The organism is Pedobacter rhodius (assembly GCF_027213645.1).
Taxonomy (GTDB): Bacteria; Bacteroidota; Bacteroidia; order Sphingobacteriales; family Sphingobacteriaceae; genus Pedobacter; species Pedobacter rhodius.
Genome location: NZ_JAPWGL010000003.1, coordinates 740,215 through 757,379, shown reverse-complemented (window position 1 = coordinate 757,379; position 17,165 = coordinate 740,215). Strand labels below are relative to the sequence as shown.

The 17,165-nt window shown below is 36.9% G+C and carries 13 protein-coding genes; 6 read left to right on the top strand and 7 right to left on the bottom strand.

Annotated elements, in window-relative coordinates; genetic code table 11:
- The 3 genes from O0931_RS13370 to O0931_RS13360 form a co-directional block, all read right to left on the bottom strand.
- Positions 1 to 1,551, bottom strand: a complete 1,551-nt coding sequence (locus tag O0931_RS13370; RefSeq protein ID WP_269416076.1) for a rhomboid family intramembrane serine protease — start codon at positions 1,549 to 1,551, stop codon at positions 1 to 3.
- A gap of 6 nt (positions 1,552 to 1,557) precedes the next feature.
- Entirely contained in the window at positions 1,558 to 2,307 is a 750-nt protein-coding gene (locus O0931_RS13365) for a class I SAM-dependent methyltransferase (protein ID WP_269416075.1), read from the bottom strand.
- Positions 2,308 to 2,452: 145 nt separating this feature from the next.
- Positions 2,453 to 5,644, bottom strand: coding sequence for a S41 family peptidase (locus O0931_RS13360; protein WP_269416074.1), 3,192 nt, complete (start codon positions 5,642 to 5,644; stop codon positions 2,453 to 2,455).
- An 84-nt stretch (positions 5,645 to 5,728) separates the two neighbouring features.
- Between O0931_RS13360 and O0931_RS13355 the strand changes: the two genes are divergently transcribed.
- The 4 genes from O0931_RS13355 to O0931_RS13340 all read left to right on the top strand — a co-directional run bounded on the left by O0931_RS13355 (position 5,729) and on the right by O0931_RS13340 (position 9,641).
- On the top strand, positions 5,729 to 7,000 hold the full coding sequence (locus tag O0931_RS13355; protein ID WP_269416073.1) for a glycosyltransferase: 1,272 nt from the start codon (positions 5,729 to 5,731) through the stop codon (positions 6,998 to 7,000).
- Position 7,001: 1 nt separating this feature from the next.
- Entirely contained in the window at positions 7,002 to 8,096 is a 1,095-nt protein-coding gene (locus O0931_RS13350) for a PDDEXK nuclease domain-containing protein (protein ID WP_269416072.1), read from the top strand.
- A 3-nt stretch (positions 8,097 to 8,099) separates the two neighbouring features.
- The gene (locus O0931_RS13345; RefSeq protein WP_269416071.1) at positions 8,100 to 8,846 is read left to right on the top strand and encodes a glycosyltransferase family 2 protein; all 747 of its coding nucleotides are present in this window, start codon (positions 8,100 to 8,102) and stop codon (positions 8,844 to 8,846) included.
- A gap of 234 nt (positions 8,847 to 9,080) precedes the next feature.
- A complete protein-coding gene (locus O0931_RS13340; RefSeq protein ID WP_269416070.1) occupies positions 9,081 to 9,641 on the top strand; it encodes a type 1 glutamine amidotransferase domain-containing protein in 561 nt (186 codons plus the stop codon).
- A gap of 65 nt (positions 9,642 to 9,706) precedes the next feature.
- Here the strand turns inward: O0931_RS13340 and O0931_RS13335 are convergent, their stop codons facing one another.
- The 4 genes from O0931_RS13335 to typA form a co-directional block, all read right to left on the bottom strand.
- Positions 9,707 to 10,750: a hypothetical protein gene (locus tag O0931_RS13335; protein ID WP_269416069.1), complete on the bottom strand. Its 1,044-nt coding sequence runs from the start codon at positions 10,748 to 10,750 to the stop codon at positions 9,707 to 9,709.
- 126 nt (positions 10,751 to 10,876) lie between these two features.
- Complete coding sequence (locus tag O0931_RS13330) at positions 10,877 to 12,061, bottom strand: serine hydrolase domain-containing protein (RefSeq protein ID WP_269416068.1); 1,185 nt, start codon at positions 12,059 to 12,061, stop codon at positions 10,877 to 10,879.
- 68 nt (positions 12,062 to 12,129) lie between these two features.
- Positions 12,130 to 13,008: a lysophospholipid acyltransferase family protein gene (locus tag O0931_RS13325; protein ID WP_269416067.1), complete on the bottom strand. Its 879-nt coding sequence runs from the start codon at positions 13,006 to 13,008 to the stop codon at positions 12,130 to 12,132.
- 390 nt (positions 13,009 to 13,398) lie between these two features.
- Entirely contained in the window at positions 13,399 to 15,204 is a 1,806-nt protein-coding gene (gene typA / locus O0931_RS13320; RefSeq protein WP_269416066.1) for a translational GTPase TypA, read from the bottom strand.
- 239 nt (positions 15,205 to 15,443) lie between these two features.
- Between typA and O0931_RS13315 the strand changes: the two genes are divergently transcribed.
- Positions 15,444 to 15,803 carry a DUF4180 domain-containing protein gene (locus tag O0931_RS13315; RefSeq protein WP_269416065.1) on the top strand — a complete coding sequence of 120 codons (360 nt, stop codon included), beginning with the start codon at positions 15,444 to 15,446 and terminating at the stop codon, positions 15,801 to 15,803.
- Positions 15,804 to 16,308: 505 nt separating this feature from the next.
- Entirely contained in the window at positions 16,309 to 16,986 is a 678-nt protein-coding gene (locus O0931_RS13310) for a TIGR02117 family protein (RefSeq protein ID WP_269416064.1), read from the top strand.
- The last annotated feature ends 179 nt before the right edge of the window (positions 16,987 to 17,165 follow it).

Sequence of the window (17,165 nt, the reverse complement as noted above, 5' to 3'; positions counted from 1 at the left end):
TTATTGCGCATTATTCAGACTATCTCTGAGTTTATAGGTTAACATTAACAGGTTTTCAATTTCTTTGGTTGTCTGTTTACTGTATCTTGTTAAACTATCTGCCTGAATATCTCTTCGGATAAGTTTTGCAACATTTAAAGACCTTTCAGCAATTTCAGTTTTTATTCTTCTATCATAAGCATCCAGTTCCTTTAGTTTTAAAGGCATCATTTTTTGTGCAACATTAATATTCTTTTGCCCTTCTTTAATCCCAAATTCTTCAATTTGGTGAAGCTTCTCATCTTTTGTCAGAGCAGTTTTTAAGTATAAAACAGCATTGTAGCTTATCAGGTTCTTACTAAATTCGTACTTTAATCTTCTATATTTATCTGTTTGATAATTTGGTGTGGCGGTAATAATAACTATAGCGTATAAAAGAAGAAGCACTGACGATAGTCCGTATCTGAATATTGGTTTTTCAAACCTCACCTTCGATAAATCAGCAACCAGAATATAGCAAAAGATAAATCCTGAAACAATTCCACCTATATGTGCAGCATTATCGGTACGCTTCGTAGTAAACCCATTAAATAAAATGATGGCTGTTACAATCGAAGTACTTATTAACAAAGATTTAGCCGCATTTTTTTCAAAGGATTTATTTACCAGTAAAGCTAAAAAAGAACCAAATAAGCCCATAATTGCGCCGGATGCACCCATCATCACGCCATTTTCATGAAAAAGTAAACTGGTTAATCCACCACAAACTCCGCTGAAAATATAAATGAAAAGAAATTTTTTCCAGCCAAGCTTATTTTCAATCATTAAACCAATATAAACCAGCGAATACATATTGAAAAAGAGGTGTACAAACGAATTATGCACAAATTGATGAGTAATTAAACGCCAGTATTGTCCATCTAAAACCAGGTTTCTGTTATTGACACCAAAGTTTAAAATTAAATCGTCCATTTTCGTAATCAAACTTTCTGGAGAATTGGTTTTTAAAGCCTGCCGATAAAAGTATTGATAGTAAAAAACAGAGACAACCTTGGTGAAAAGCCAATAAATTGTATTAGTAATTATCAAAATCGGCGTTAAGAAATAGCCCTTTTGAGGAAAAAAAAGGTAAAGAATATTTTTGATTTTATCTTTTGTGGCCAGTGGGGCTTTATCGAAATATGAATCATCCTGCGTTGCAATGAATTCATGAAATTCTGTTAAGCGCTCTTCCCAGATATCTTTTAAATGAAACTGAACGTACTCAAACTCATGAAAAAACTTTTCCAAATTCTGGCTGTTTTTCCCATAATCATTAAACCACATCTGAATACCAACACATTCACTTTTTACCAATGCAAAGTTTCCATGAATTCGAATTGAAATTTCTTCGCTGTAAGATTGAAATGAAATTGGTGTATAAGCAATTATACCGGTTTCTGAAACATGACTAAGGTTCCAACCGAGATTTTCGATGGCCTGTTTAGCAATAATTAAATATTTATCAGCCGGGAAATCGGCCAGCGGAATAAACTGTTCAACTTTGGGCGAGTACCCCCAACTTATAGACATAGAGCATTAATTTTTTTTCGCCTCTAATATAATATAAGGTGACAAACTTTGGCTTTCGAAGGGAATAATTTTTGTAAAAACCTTACCGCTAAGCCAAACCAGTTTTTTAAATAAGCGAACAACTGCCGATTTTTGAGATTCATTCTCCAACCAAACACTAAACTTACCAAAATAGCCTGCTTTTACGTCTTTCAAACCAGCTTTCTCACATATGGCTTTAAGCAGTTTCGGGTTCATACTGTCAATATTGTGTTTGTTGTAGTTCTCTTTATCGAAGTTTTTTTGAAACCAGCCATTTACAGCTTTGAAATTAGGCAAGGTGATAAACAAAGTTCCGCCAGGTTTTACGAAGGCAATATGGCGGTTAATAATATCTGCGGTATCATTAAAATGCTCAATTAAACCGCAGCTAAGCACCAAATCATATTGCTGTTCTGGCTCGTAATTAAACAAATCCGTTTCAATGATATAAATGTCCTTTTCAGTTAAATCGTTCTTTTGCAGCAGCTCATTAACTACTGGCGGATGAACGAAATAATCCAGCAGCGTAACATCGAGTTTGAAATATTTCTTTAAAAAAACAGCATAATAACCGGGAAACCCACCCAACTCAATTGCCGTTTTCACTTTATTTTTTTCAATAATATCAGCCAGCTGGCGATGAAATAAGTAGTTTGATGGTAGCTGAACCGCAAGTCCTTTTTTACTTTCCCAATAATTTACCCAAAAAGCCCTGTCGGTTAATAAGTTTGCCATTTTTTAAATAATTCCAAAGACCAAAGAAACGGAAAAATTTGGTTAACTGTATAAATTGATTAACTGTTTAAAGTGTATAATTGGTTAATTGTAAACGACGCAATGCTATACACAATTAACCAATTTAACAGTTGAACGATTAACCCTACTTCAAATCTTTCAAAATTTCGGCAACTGCCTTTTCTAATTGAGGGTCTTTATCAGCAAGCCGGTCTTCAAAAGTATTTTTCACAAAAATATCAGGCTTAACACCTTCTTTCTCGATATTTTTCCCATCCATGGTATAACAACCCCATGATGGTAAACGGTAAGAAGAACCGTCAACCAGGCCTTTTGCCGAGGTAAAAATAATCCAGCGATAGGTTTCTGTCCCAATAATTTTACCCAGTTTCAATTGCTTAAATCCCGCTGCAGTCATTTCGGCATCACTTAACGACTGCTCGTTAACCAACAATACAATGGGCTTTACTGCCGGACCAAAATTGCTCTGAGGTGCCATTTTGCCCCCGCGATATTTCCATTTTAAATAAGGCTTTTGAGAAAGAAACTTCAGCACCGCATCATGAACATTTCCACCTGTGTTGTAACGTAAATCTAAAATGATGGCTTCTTTATTTTCTTCCTGCTCAACCATATCCAGCATAAACCGCTCTAATTCTCCGGCACCCATGTTTTTCATGTAAGAATATGCAATGCGGTTATTACCCCATTTATCTACATTCTGACGGTTTTTGGTAATCCACTCATCATACAGGTTATTTTTTAAAGCGCCTGAACTTTGGGGATGAATATTTACAAAAACTTCCTTTCCACCGCGGGTAAAGGTCAAAGTCATTTCCTTATCTAAAGAAGGCTTACTGAAGTAGAAATCGCGATCTGTTTTGTCATCAACCTGTGTACCATTTACAGCAGTTAAAACATCGCCAGGCAAAATATTTACACCATTGTAAGAGGCATTGCTTTTCGCAATAATTCTGTCAACCTTATAAGGGTTTTCGTTGTTGAACATAATTCCCGTTTGGTTGGTGATGTAATTTAAGTTCTTGCGTTCTTCGGCACCGACACTATTGAAACCCATATGCGATGAATTTAGTTCGCCCAACATATCGTTCAGTAATATCCTTAAGTCGCTACGGTTATTAACATACGGTAAATAAGCCGCATAACGGGTTTTCATCTTTTCCCAGTCCACACCATGAAAGTTTTCATCGTAGAAATTTTCATCTAAACCCACCCAGGTTTCGTAAAACATCTGGTTAAACTCTGCATTAAGGTTTCTGGCAAATTTGTAACCATGGTCAATTTTATCGAGTTTGTTGCCATCGAGGTTGTATTTGTTGATTACGCCGCCTGCAAGCGTAAAAAACTTATCGCCAACCTGAATAATGCTGTAATCCTCTCCTTCTCCAACTTTTTCAGTTTTATTGGCCTCGAAAGGTTCTATTGTAGTCCGGTAAACAGCAGCTTTGCCGCCTTCGTGGTTAGAGGAGTAAAAAACATAAGTTTTATCGCCTTTAGCAAAAACATCGGTACCGAACTGGCTTCCAAAACCCGGGCTAACCAGTTCTACCCTATCCAAAATATTCTGCGTGTTAATCGTGATGATGCTTGCAGGTTTTGGCGTCGGTTTAGCATCAGTTTTCTTTTTAGCAGTATCGGCCGTTTTTGTATTTTTCTTATCCGTAACGGCAGGCTTTACATCTTTTGGTTCAGGAGCAGTTTCTTTAAACAAATCATCAAACTTATCTGAGCGGAAAGGCGTATCGTAGTTATTTAGTGCCATGCGGTAGATGTGAACATTTTCACTTCCCGATGGATAAAAAGGGTCGGTTCTGGCGCTTGTAAAGTATATGTATTTTCCATCTGGCGACCAGGCCGGAGCTGTTTCAGTAACACCTGTATTTGTCAAGTTGATGGTTTTATTTCCTTTGATGCTATGGACTAAAATATCCTGCTCAAAGTTTCTGTAAGCTGTAAATAGCACATATTCATCATTTGGTGAGAAGCTTGGCGTAGAATTCTGAATCGCCCAGAACTCATCTGTTACCAGGGTTTTGCTTTCGAAAGTTTTCAAATCCAAAAGTTTTAATTCATTTCTACCGCTCAAATAAACACCCATTGTCCGGGTTTTATTCAGCGTGATATCGCGGTCATTTGCCTTATCTTTTGTGATCTGTTTAGGTGTTCCTTTTCCGTCGCCTGTTATGGTAAACCAGTTTTGATACCCATTCCAGGTTTGGCAAAACAAGATGGTTTTATTATCAGCAAGCCATTTACATTGCATTGCCCGCTCGCCGCTATTGGTTATTTTGCGGATAAATTTTCCATCCGCATCACTTACAAAAAGTTCGCCACGGGAAACAAAAGCAATTTTTTTACCGTCAGGCGCCACATCAAAAGCCGAAATATTTCCTTTAACATCATATTCCTGTGCTTTCGTTAAAACCTGATTACGCGAAGTGCTGATATTTACTTTCTCCGTTTTTTTCGTTGCAACGTCGTAAGTGTAAAGCTGGTAATCTTTTTCGAAAACGATGGTTGTTCCGTTTGCGGAAACGAAAGGACGTTTTATTGAAGTATCGAAATTGGTAAGCGCAGTTTTTTTCCCGCTCAAAAAAGTATAAAGATTGTATTCTTCATTCCCCTCATCAGAAACGAAAAAAACATTTCCTTTTGAATCTACACTTGTCCAGAAATCCTTTCCAAGGTAATTGGTGTATTGTTTATATGCTTTGGTTTTTGGATTGTAAGATTGAATATCGGGATTATAAGCACCTTTATAATGCTTTCTGTTGGCAAAACGGTAGCTTTCCCAGGTATCACTAAAAAATAATTCGCCATCAGGTGCTTCGGCAATATGATGTGTAGTATTAAAAAAGTTTTCGAATAAGCGAACGGCGGTACCACCGTTTACACCAACTTTATAGCTCGAAAAAGAATTAAATCTTCCTGAAGTAAAATAGATTGTTTTCGAATCCCAGCTCCAGTTATCAACTTCATCCGATGCATCGTTAAAAGTAAGTTGTTTAATATCACCACCTGCTAAAGGCATGATGTAAACATCATAGTTTCCATATTGATTGGAAGAAAAAGCCATCCACTTGCCATCGGGAGATACTTTTGGATTAATTTCTTCACCTTGCATTGCGGTAATTCTCGAAGCAAGTCCGCCTTTTACAGGAACTTTCCAGATGTCGCCATCGTAGCTAAATACGATTGTTTGCGCATCGGGCGTTAAAGCAGGGTATGCCGCAAAATAAGTTTGACCTTGAGAAAATGAATTGAAAGGCAACAAAAACGCTATTGCCGCAAGCGATTTTAGTAGGGTTTTAATCATGATTTTGTTTGTTTGGCTTTGGATGGATGAAAATACGCAACAGATTTTATATTCGTAAACAATAAAATGTATTTTTGAATTGATTTGAAGATTTTACACCTAAATACGTACGATGGAAACGGCGGCGCAGGACGAGCCTGTTTACGCCTTAGCGATGCCCTGAAGGCCAGTGGAATTGATTCGAAAGTTTTGGTTTATTATAAATTCGGACAAAACCCAAAAGTAGACACATTTAGCAAATCGCCTTTTCAAAAAGCCAAAGCTGTTTATAATATTTTATCCGAAAGATATTATTCAAAATGGTTAAGTAAATCGGTTAAAACGCCCTTCAGCTTACAGTGGTTCGGGCATTCTATAAAAAACCATCCCGACGTAAAAAGTGCTGACGTAATTCATTTACATTGGGTAAACCATGGTTTCCTTACCCCTAAATTTTTAGCAGCGCTTGATGAGCTGGAGAAACCGATTGTCTGGACCTTTCATGACAGCAATGCATTTACAGGTGGTTGCCATGTGCGTTATGGTTGCGAAAATTTCCATCAGCAGTGTGGTAATTGCCCGATTTTGAAAATTAGCGGACCCGGCGATATTTCCCATAAAAACTGGCTTCGGAAACAAAAAGCCTATTCCGAATTAAACTTTCATATTGTTGCGCCGAGTAACTGGATGGCCGCATCGGTTAAATTTAGCAGTTTGTTAGGTACCAGAAAAACCTCTGTAATCCCGAATACCATCGAAACCAATATTTTTAAGCCTTATGTTAAGGCCGAGGCTAAGAAAATTCTGAAAATCAATCCCGATAAATTTGTATTAATGAGTGGCTTTATGCCCTCAAAAAATGATAAACATAAAGGAACACCATATTTAGTTGAAGCCCTGGAGATTTTATCCCGCAGAAAAGGAATTCATAAAGAAAACATTGAACTTGTTATTTTCGGAAACAAAGAAAATGCAGAAATGCCCGAATTTCCCTTCAAAACTACCTTTTTGGGTACCATAAATAAAGATGAACACTTAGCTAAATGTTACTCGGCAGCAGATGCTTTCATCACACCATCGCTCGAAGATAATTTACCGAATACGGTAATGGAAAGCCTTGCTTGCGCTACGCCGGTAATTGCTTTTACAACCGGTGGAATTCCGGATATGGTTAAACACCAGAAAAATGGTTACCTGGCAGAATACCAAAATGCTGCAGATTTAGCAAATGGAATAGAATGGCTTTATCATCGTCCAAATAAAGAAGAAGTTCAAAAAGCAGCAAGGTTAGGCATATTAACTGATTTCTCGGAAGAAGTTATTGCTGCAGCGCATATTCATTTGTATGAAATGCTGATTGATTTGCAACCGAAGTAACATGGAACTATCTAAAAGCCATCTCGATAATATCAAAGTGCTTAAATCAGCGATTCTTCAGAGCCGTTATCGGGCTGCCGCTCTCGTTAACAAAGAACTTTTAATACTTTACTTTGCCGTAGGCAAATTTATTTCCCAAAAAATTGAAGAGGAAAAGTGGGGCGCAAAAGTTATCGAAAATCTTTCAGCTGATTTACAGGCAGAATTGCCTGGTTTAAGAGGTTTTTCAGCAACTAATATAAAGCAAATGAGATTGTTTTTTGAATCCTGGGAAGAACAAATTCAAATTAGACCGACACTGTCGGACCAATTACAAGCTATTGATTTAGAGGAAATTAAATTTAGACCGACAGTGTCGGCCCAATTGGAAAAATCATTTTTTGGATTAAGTTTTTCGCATCATTTAGAAATCATACAAGGCACTCAAAAAATAGAAGAAAGAATATTTTACATTCAAAAAACAGCCACCGAATTTTGGAGTTTAAGCACGCTAAAAAATCATTTAAACAATCAAACTTTTCAAAAAACGGGTAGCTTACCCAACAATTTTTTTTCAAAAACAATAACCAACGATGAATTAAGGCAAAAAGCCCTGCAATCATTTAAAGATGAATACCTGCTGGATTTCATCAATATTGAAGATAACGATGATAAAGACGAGCGGGTTTTAGAAAGTGAAATCGTTCAAAACATCAAGAAATTCCTAATGTCTTTAGGTTCTGATTTTGCATTTATTGGTAATCAATTTCGGTTAATTGTAGAAGATGAGGAATACTTTTTAGACCTCTTATTTTTTAATCGCCGCTTACAATGTCTGGTTGTTTTTGAACTGAAAACCGGTAAATTTAAGCCTGAATATATGGGCAAAATGAATTTCTATCTGTCCGCTTTAGATGAATATGTAAAACAGCCACATGAGCAAGCATCAATTGGAATTATCCTTTGTAAAGAAAAGAAAAATAAGATAGTCGAATTTTCTTTCAGAGATTTTAATAAGGCAATGGGTATTTCTACATATAAAACAAGTACTGTTTTACCCGCAGCATATAAAGGTGTTTTGCCTGATGTGGAAACCCTAAAAAAATTAATGGACTAAAATATGCCAAAGCTCTCTGTAATCACCATTGTGTATAATAACGTTCGCGACATTGAGCGAACGATAAAATCTGTTTTAAACCAAACGCACAAGGAAATAGAGTATATTATCATCGATGGAAAATCTACTGATGGCACATTAGCGGTTATTGAAAAATACAAAGCACAAATTTCAAAAATTGTTTCTGAACCCGATAAAGGCATTTATGATGCAATGAACAAAGGCCTTGCCCTGGCTAAAGGAGATTATGTTTTGTTTATGAATTCGGGCGATGAAATTTACGACGAACATACGGTTGAGGCTGTTTTCGCTTCGGCTTCTGGCGCCGATATTTATTATGGTGAAACAGAAATGTACAACGATAATTGGGAAAGCCTGGGCAGAAGACGACATGAAGCCCCGGAAGAATTCAGCTGGAAAAGCTTTCGGTTTGGCATGAATGTAAGTCACCAGGCAATTTATATTAAACGAAGTATAACTGTACCATACGATTTAAAATACAAGTATAGCTCTGACATCGATTGGATAATTAAAGCCGCAAAAAAATCATCAAATATTATTAATGTTCATCGCTATGTTGCCAAATACCTGGTTGGGGGAATGAGCAAGAAAAAGCACCGTGAAAGCCTCAGAGAACGGTTTCAAATTTTTTCAAAATATTATGGTTTAATACCGAATATTCTCAGCCACGTTGTAATTGCGGGCAATCTGGCTTTCTATTTCCTGAAAAATAGAAGAACTAATGATTAACATAAGAAACGTGTCTTTGTCATTCTGAGAGCAACGAAGAATCCACAACCGATAAGCACTATGGAATTTTTGACAAACACCTCCTCTTAAGTAATTTATTGAACGCTTTTTATCATAGTCAAGAGATTCTATACTATGTTCATAATGACAAAACAGCAATCCAAATCCTAATTTTAAAAACAATCTCATTTTATAAGTGTCTTTTATACATCTATTTATAAAAAACATAATATTATGGGACAATTAAGTAACCGCACAATTGCTGTACTTTCAGAAAGCGGATTTGAAGAAGTAGAATTAACCGAGCCGGTAAAAAGGTTAAAAGAAGAAGGCGCAACTGTTCACGTTATCTCCTCAAAAAGTGGAAAAATAAAGGCATGGGACCAAGACCATTGGTCGATTGAGGTTGATGTAGATAAAACAATATCTGAAGCAAATGCTGATGATTATAATGGCTTGCTTTTACCAGGAGGCGTTATCAATCCCGATCAGTTGCGTGTAAATGAAGATGCTATTTCGTTTGTTAAAGCATTTTTTGAAGCCGGCAAACCGGTAGCTGCAATCTGCCATGGACCACAAACTCTAATAAACGCTGATGTTGTTAAGGGAAGAAAACTAACATCTGTAAAAAATATCGCTCAGGATCTGATTAATGCCGGTGCAGATTGGTCTGATGAAGAAGTAGTTGTCGATCAAGGTTTGGTAACCAGCCGTACACCAAAAGATTTACCTGCCTTTAATGATAAAATTGTTGAGGAATTTGCAGAAGGTGTGCATGAAGGGCAGCATGCCTAAATGCTTTGAACGCTCTCCTAAATTACTCAAAAGGCGGCTGGTTAAATTAACCGGCCGTTTTTATTTTAAAGCTTAACCTGCCTGATGATATTTTTAATATTGAGCTCTATAATATCAGTCATGGTTTTACACCTTAAATAATTCTGATCTTTAAAATAATCAGCCATAGACTGTTTAAGCAAAGCGATGTTTTCAGGTGTGGTTAAAGCTTCTTTATTGGATACATCACGTAAATCGGCTAACCTGTGGCGCTCACTTCTAACGCGATGAACAATTGAGGAGCGTTCTTCCTGTTGGTATTGCAGAACAGTTTTTTCAGTTAGCTGCTCCATGCTCATTTTTACATAAGGTAAATTTTCCTTAAAAAATTGCGGCAGGTAAACCTTTAAATTTCCTTCGTAAAACTGCTGGTCGAAATCTATAGCCCTGATTCGAAATTGGATATCGTCAAAATCGGGTGTAATCTGGACAACGAAATTATATGCCCTCATATCGCCTAAAAGCATAATTAAGCAGCGTTCGTTAAACTTTACAAACTCTTTTGCAATCCGTGTTGGATTAAATTCGGGCGAGTAAAGCTGTCCTTGAGTAAAAACATCACCCGGAATTCCGGCGATATGCTCTTCAACTAAAGTATTACCGTCTACCAGGTAATTCACCTGATTTGGTGATAAAATTTCCTCCAGTTCTAATCCGTAAATCCTCGACGCATCTGCTTTTTTGATGTAGAAATAATCGTAAACATCGTTCAATCGGTTTACAATCCGGATTCTGAAAGGATGGGTATTTCCGAAAGTGCAATATTCAATTTTATCGATGTATTTGTGTTCAACAATTCGAAGATTTCCTGAAGCTTTTAAGTTTGCATAGATTTCTTTTAATCCATCATGTAATTTTTCGATTAAATCCTGGGCGTAAATTGGTCCTTCCCAAAGCGAGTCTTTCCCGAATTTATCCATTAATGGAAAGGCTTCGTTAAACTGCATCAAATCATTGTAAGAAATGGGTAGTTTTGCTTCACGCTGATAAAGCCTAAGATACTTTTGCAAGGCAGGCGTAACCGGAAAAATCGGTTTCTTTTTCAGAATTTTTACATCTTCGTTCTCCATTGATAAGCAATGTAGTATTTTAAAAATTTAACCGCAAAGAAAATAAAGCAAGCGCAAAGAACGCTAAGCTGAATATTAAAATTGTATTCTCTGCAGCTATTTCTTTGCGTTTAAATAATCCAAAGATTAAGGATAACGAAATGGCAAGCCAGCCAGATACCTGCTTATTTTCCGGTAGGGATAATTACCTGCACCCTGTTCTGCAAACTGAACGATAATGGTATTGGTTTTCGGGTCTACATACAATCTTTGCCCAAGCATTCCTTCCGCAGCATAATCGCCGTTTTCGCCTTCTTGCGGAATCCACCACAGATAATGATGTGCAGATTTTTGCCAGCCTTTAGCAGATGCAGGTTTCTCACTACCAATATTGACAGATTGCTCTACCCAGTTTTCAGGTACTAACTGATTTCCGTTAAAATTTCCTTTATTTAAGTATAAGCGACCAATTTTAGCCAAATCAATTGCAGTTACCTGAAACCGGCTTGACGTATTTGCCAAACCATCAGAATGATCCAAACCAAAAGAGGCATCGTGCGCTGCACCGACTTTTCGCCAGATGCTATCTTCAAAATATTGAGCTACTGTTTTACCGCTGGCTTTTTCCAAAACCCAGCCTAGCAAAATCGGATCGATGCTTTTGTATTTCCAAACTGTTCCGGGCTTATTAACAAGCTTAACCTTCATTAGCTCAGCTTTCATATCGTGTGTATAGTAATATTTCGCCTCATCAGAAAAAAACGCCTGAATAATACCGCCCAAAGCATCCTGAAATTCAAGCCCCGACTTCATATCTAAAAGATTTTTAATGGTGACGTTACGGAAAGCCGCATTTGCTTTAAGTTCGGGAACATATCGGGTTACCTTATCGTTTAAGCTTTTAATTTTCCCATCTGCCAGTGCTTTACCTAACATAATCGAAACCATGCTTTTTGCACCGGAAAAAATTGTCGTTAGCGTACTATCTGTATATCCGGAACTATATTTTTCATAGAGTACACTATCGTTTCTGATAACTATAAAAGCATTTAACCTTCCCTGTTTAAAATACTGTGTAAATGGAACAGATTGATTGTTACCATCCTCCACACGAAGGGTATCGACATCATTTCTCATTTTTGCGGGGTGATAAAAATGGAAAACGGAATCACTTTTTTGCACTATTGCCTGAGGAAATTGCTTGTAGGTTACAGCACCTGGCGTTCGGTATTTTAAGACCCTGAATAAGTATGGATGCCAGATAAATAATCCGGCAAAGAAAAGGGTGACTGTCAGAAAAAAATAAAATATCGCTTTTTTTAGTATTCGCATTGATGCTGATTAGACTTACAAATATAAAACATTAAGCCCGATAACCAGATTTGCTAAATACAAGGTTGCTAATTAAATTTTGGTTGATATTTCCACCGTTTATGGCTCCATAACCAATAAGCGGGCTCGGCTCTGATAATTTTTTCTAAAAACCTGGTATGCATTTCAGTAATTTCAAATGCTGCCGTTTCCGCCGGATTCAGGCATAGCGGAATACAATCAACCTCGTAATAACCTCTTTTAATATAGTTAACTTTTAAATAGAAAATCGGCTGGTTTGTTTTTTTTGCAATTTTTTCAATGCCAAGCTGAACAGATGTTTGCTGATGCAAGAAACTCGTCCAATAATGAGATTCATCTTTTGATGGTGCCTGATCATTACCAAAACTAAACAGACTTGATGTGTTCTTACTTGCCTGTAATGCCCTCAAGGTCTGTCGCATGGCGATAAGCTTATTGCCAAAACGGCTGCGGACTTTTCTAAACCAGCCATCGAAAACAGCATTGCTTAAAGGTTTATAAATCGGATAATGATCGGCAGAAAAATTTAAGCCTATACCCAGCGTACCCCATTCCCAGTTACCATAATGTGCCGAACAAATTAAAACACTTTTACCATCAGCAAAATAGGCTTCTATTTGTGCCTTGTTATGAAATATAAATCGTTTTCTTATCTCAGATCTCGAAATGTTATTCATTTTCACGATTTCAAAAATCAAATCGGCCAGGTATTTATAAAATCGTTTTTCAATAATGATGATTTCCGCAAGGTTTTTTTCGGGTAATGCTTTTAAAAGATTTTCCCGAACAACCTTTCTGCGATAACCAAAAACATAATAAATTAACAGATAAACCACATCAGCTAATACATAAAGAATTGATAAAGGAAGTAATGATAATGCCGATAAAAGAAATAACCCGACGTTGGAAATTGCCTTCTTTAACATGGTAGATTAGTTACAAACACAAATTTATATGTGCCGTAAAAACCAATTGCCATAAAACTGTTAGAATTTTATATTCCTGCCTGTTTTGATTTTTACCTGACAGAAAAATAATTGATTGATTAACTTTAATCGGTTTAATACCGGGCAAGCATTAACGAATAACACATTAATCTGTTGCAGAAATTTATTACTGACAAGATATTAGCGCTAAGACATCAGAACACTTGGGAAGACAGCCAATTATCATGTTTTTCACTAATTCCAAACCGGCACCAGGCTTAGGTACTTCTCAGATACTTTATATTATAATAGAAAAAATCTGAAACCAAAAAAAGCCCCGATTTACATCGGGGCTTAGGTATTTTAATTCCCTTTAAGGGACTTAAATGTTTAAGCAAATTGCTTTCCTTTAACTTTACGTTCTTGCTCTGTTAAGAAGATTTTACGTAAACGCATGCTTTGCGGTGTAACCTCAATATATTCATCAGCCTGGATGTACTCCATTGCCTCTTCTAACGAGAATTTAATTGCAGGTGCTATACGAGTATTATCATCAGTACCAGATGCACGCATGTTGGTTAATGCTTTTCCTTTAACAACGTTTACAACTAAATCATTGTCACGGATATGCTCGCCCATAATCTGACCTTCATAAACATCCGTTCCCGGATCAATAAAGAAACGACCTCTATCTTGTAACTTATCGATTGAATATGCAGTAGTTTGTCCTTTTTCCATTGAAACCAACACACCATTTAAACGGCCTGGAATTGTACCTTTCCAAGGCTCGTAAGCTTTGAAACGGTGTGCCATAATGGCCTCACCAGCAGTAGCTGTTAGTACATTATTACGCAAGCCAATAATTCCACGTGCCGGAATCTCAAATTCTAAGTGCTGTAAATCGCCTTTTGGCTCCATAATTAACAACTCACCTTTACGTTGAGTTACCAATTCGATTACTTTACCCGAAACCTCTCCCGGTACATCAACGATTAAAGTTTCAATTGGCTCATGTTTTTTACCATCAATTTCTTTAATGATAACCTGTGGCTGACCAACCTGAATCTCATAACCTTCACGACGCATCGTCTCAATTAATACAGATAAATGGAGAATACCACGACCGTAAACCAACCATGCATCAGGAGAAGCTGTTTCAACAACTTTTAAAGCCAAATTTTTCTCCATCTCCTTGTATAAACGTTCTTTAATACGTTGAGAGGTTACTAATTTACCTTCTTTACCAAAAAATGGAGAGTTGTTAATTGTGAACAACATGTTCATTGTTGGTTCATCGATGCTGATTACCGGTAATTGTTCTGGTGCCTCAAAATCAGCGATGGTATCACCAATATCAAAACCATCAATACCTACAACAGCACAAATATCACCTGAACTTACTTCTGTGGTACGGATTTTTCCTAGACCTTCGAAAGTATAAAGTTCTTTTACTCTTGATTTAACAATTTTGCCATCACGTTTAATTAAAGTAACCGGTTGGTTTTCTTTAATGGTGCCACGGTGCACACGACCAATTGCAATACGACCTACGAAAGATGAATAATCTAAAGAGGTAATCTGCATTTGTAAAGTACCTTCATTAATTGGCGCTGGCGGAATGTTTGCCACAACAGCATCTAATAAAGCGAAAATATCGGTCGTTGGAACTTTCCAATCTGTACTCATCCATCCTTGTTTTGATGAACCATAAATTACCGGGAAGTCTAACTGATCTTCAGTCGCTTCAAGGTTAAAGAACAATTCGAAGATTTGCTCATAAACCTCTTCAGGGCGACAGTTTTCTTTATCCACTTTGTTTACAACCACAATCGGTTTTAAACCAAGGGCTAAAGCTTTTTGCGTTACGAAACGCGTTTGAGGCATTGCACCTTCAAAAGCATCGCAAAGTAAAAGTACACCATCGGCCATTTTTAAAACACGCTCTACCTCACCGCCGAAATCCGCGTGACCAGGTGTATCAATAATGTTAATTTTTACGTCTTTATATTGAACAGAAACGTTTTTAGATACAATTGTGATGCCACGCTCGCGCTCTAAATCATTATTATCCAATATCAAATCTCCTGTTTGTTCGTTGTCACGAAAAATAGAACAAGAATGTAAAATCTTATCAACCAACGTGGTTTTACCATGGTCAACGTGTGCTATAATAGCTATATTTCTAATCTTTTGCATAAAATGCGCCTCAAATTTGGCGCAAAGATAGTGTTTAGAAATGGATTTTCTACTATATAGGTCACTATTTAATGCTATGATAATGTTCTAATTGTCTCATTTTTAATTAGAAAAGCAATGTGCTTCATTTTTCGACCTATCAACCGATTTGAACAGTGACTCTACTCAAAAACATAATGTTTAAATTAGCCAGAATAAAAAATATACATTAAGACCTTACATCCCCGTTTAAAGCAAAGATGAAAATCGAAAAACATACCATAAATAATACCGATATCGCCGAAATTATTTCAACAGATGTAATCATAAATAACACTGAAGACGGATTGGATTTGTTAGGGAATTTATATTACCAGGGGTTTGACAAAGTTATTATTGATAAACAAAATATTACACCTGATTTCTTCGACCTCAAAAATGGAATTGCAGGTGAAATTCTTCAAAAATTTTCGAATTATCGCGTAAGCCTGGCCATAGTAGGCGACTTTAGCACGTACCAGAGCCGAAGCATTAAAGATTTTATTTATGAAAGCAATAAAGGCAAACACATCAATTTTCTGGCATCAACAGCCGAGGCCTTGCAGAAATTTGCTGGTTAAATCATTTGCTCAATTTGTCACATTGAGCTTATCGAAATGCTTTAAGCAATACTTCATAAATCCTTCCACAAGCTCAGGATGACAATTCCGTATTCAGGCTAAACCCTAAATACCTCTATCCAACCAGTCCTGATTAGAAATCACACCCAAATCAGGCCCGGGCCTCGCCTTCTAAAATGGCGATAAATTCGAGTGCATGCCCATCCGGATCGTTAAAATAAATGGCTAAAGCAGGCACTATGGGCCCGTGATCGCCGCTTTTAAGAAAATTATAAGGCTGAAGTTGCTTAGATTTGAGAAATTGAACCGATTTTCCAATGTATCATCCACATCTCTACGTAAATATACGTTTCAAATAGTCCTTTTATCATGCTGTGAAAGTGGGAATAAGTTATGCCCGCAAAAAATCATGTTTTCTATACTTGTATCAATAAAATCGATATGCAACAGGAAAGGGTTACCTAAAACACCCATATTGTATTAAAGCTAAAATAACCAGGATAGCATGAACAAAAGGCTCTTAAAATATACTGCGAGATTTTTAATCTTTTTTATCGCTTTGATCGGGATTTATTTCCTCACCGCCTTTTGCTGCTCACGGATAACTGTAAACCCCAATCCTGCAAACCCAAAAGAAATTACCATTTACATCATGACTAATGGCATACACACCGATATTGTGGTGCCTGCTGTTACCCAGCAAATAAACTGGACGAAAGAAATCAGGTATCAAAATACGCTTGAGGCCGACAGTACATTCCGATACCTGGCCATGGGCTGGGGCGATAAAAAATTCTACTTAGAAACTCCTGAATTTTCCGATCTGAAACTCAGTAATGGTTTAAGGGCGATTTCTGGGCTAAGTACATCTGCAATGCACACAACCTATTATAAAAACATCAGGGAAGATGCCAACTGTAAAAAAATTATGATCAGTAAGGCACAATACATTCTATTGATCGATTATATTTTAAGTGCTTTTAAAAAGAACGAAACGGGGCACCTGATCAGGGTTAGATCAGGTATCCATTACGATATTGGCGATGCTTTTTACGAAGCCAAAGGCAGCTACAGTATTTTTAAAACCTGTAATACCTGGGCCAATGGCGCATTAAAAAAATGCGGTCAGCGCAGTTGCTTATGGACGATTTTTGATACGGGTATTTTTATGAAATATGAGTAATTTTACATAAAATCTCCATGCTGTCCCGAAGCTTCGGAACTAGCATCTTTCCTGCGATAAAGACTACCATTGGCGGTATTTTGTAATTATTTGTTGTAAATCACCTACGGCTATTTGCATTACCGCCCAGCTTGGCCACAGCACAACATCTCCGTTCTGCTTAATTCCGGCCTAACAAA

Excerpts from the sequence above, each read along its gene's own strand:
- O0931_RS13370 (WP_269416076.1), bottom strand. The coding sequence starts at position 1,551 with ATGTCTATAAGTTGGGGGTACTCGCCCAAAGTTGAACAGTTTATTCCG.
- O0931_RS13335 (WP_269416069.1), bottom strand. The coding sequence starts at position 10,750 with ATGGAGAACGAAGATGTAAAAATTCTGAAAAAGAAACCGATTTTTCCG.
- O0931_RS13365 (WP_269416075.1), bottom strand. The coding sequence starts at position 2,307 with ATGGCAAACTTATTAACCGACAGGGCTTTTTGGGTAAATTATTGGGAA.
- typA (WP_269416066.1), bottom strand. The coding sequence starts at position 15,204 with ATGCAAAAGATTAGAAATATAGCTATTATAGCACACGTTGACCATGGT.
- O0931_RS13360 (WP_269416074.1), bottom strand. The coding sequence starts at position 5,644 with ATGATTAAAACCCTACTAAAATCGCTTGCGGCAATAGCGTTTTTGTTG.
- O0931_RS13310 (WP_269416064.1), top strand. The coding sequence starts at position 16,309 with ATGAACAAAAGGCTCTTAAAATATACTGCGAGATTTTTAATCTTTTTT.
- O0931_RS13340 (WP_269416070.1), top strand. The coding sequence starts at position 9,081 with ATGGGACAATTAAGTAACCGCACAATTGCTGTACTTTCAGAAAGCGGA.
- O0931_RS13345 (WP_269416071.1), top strand. The coding sequence starts at position 8,100 with ATGCCAAAGCTCTCTGTAATCACCATTGTGTATAATAACGTTCGCGAC.
- O0931_RS13350 (WP_269416072.1), top strand. The coding sequence starts at position 7,002 with ATGGAACTATCTAAAAGCCATCTCGATAATATCAAAGTGCTTAAATCA.
- O0931_RS13325 (WP_269416067.1), bottom strand. The coding sequence starts at position 13,008 with ATGTTAAAGAAGGCAATTTCCAACGTCGGGTTATTTCTTTTATCGGCA.
- O0931_RS13330 (WP_269416068.1), bottom strand. The coding sequence starts at position 12,061 with ATGCGAATACTAAAAAAAGCGATATTTTATTTTTTTCTGACAGTCACC.
- O0931_RS13315 (WP_269416065.1), top strand. The coding sequence starts at position 15,444 with ATGAAAATCGAAAAACATACCATAAATAATACCGATATCGCCGAAATT.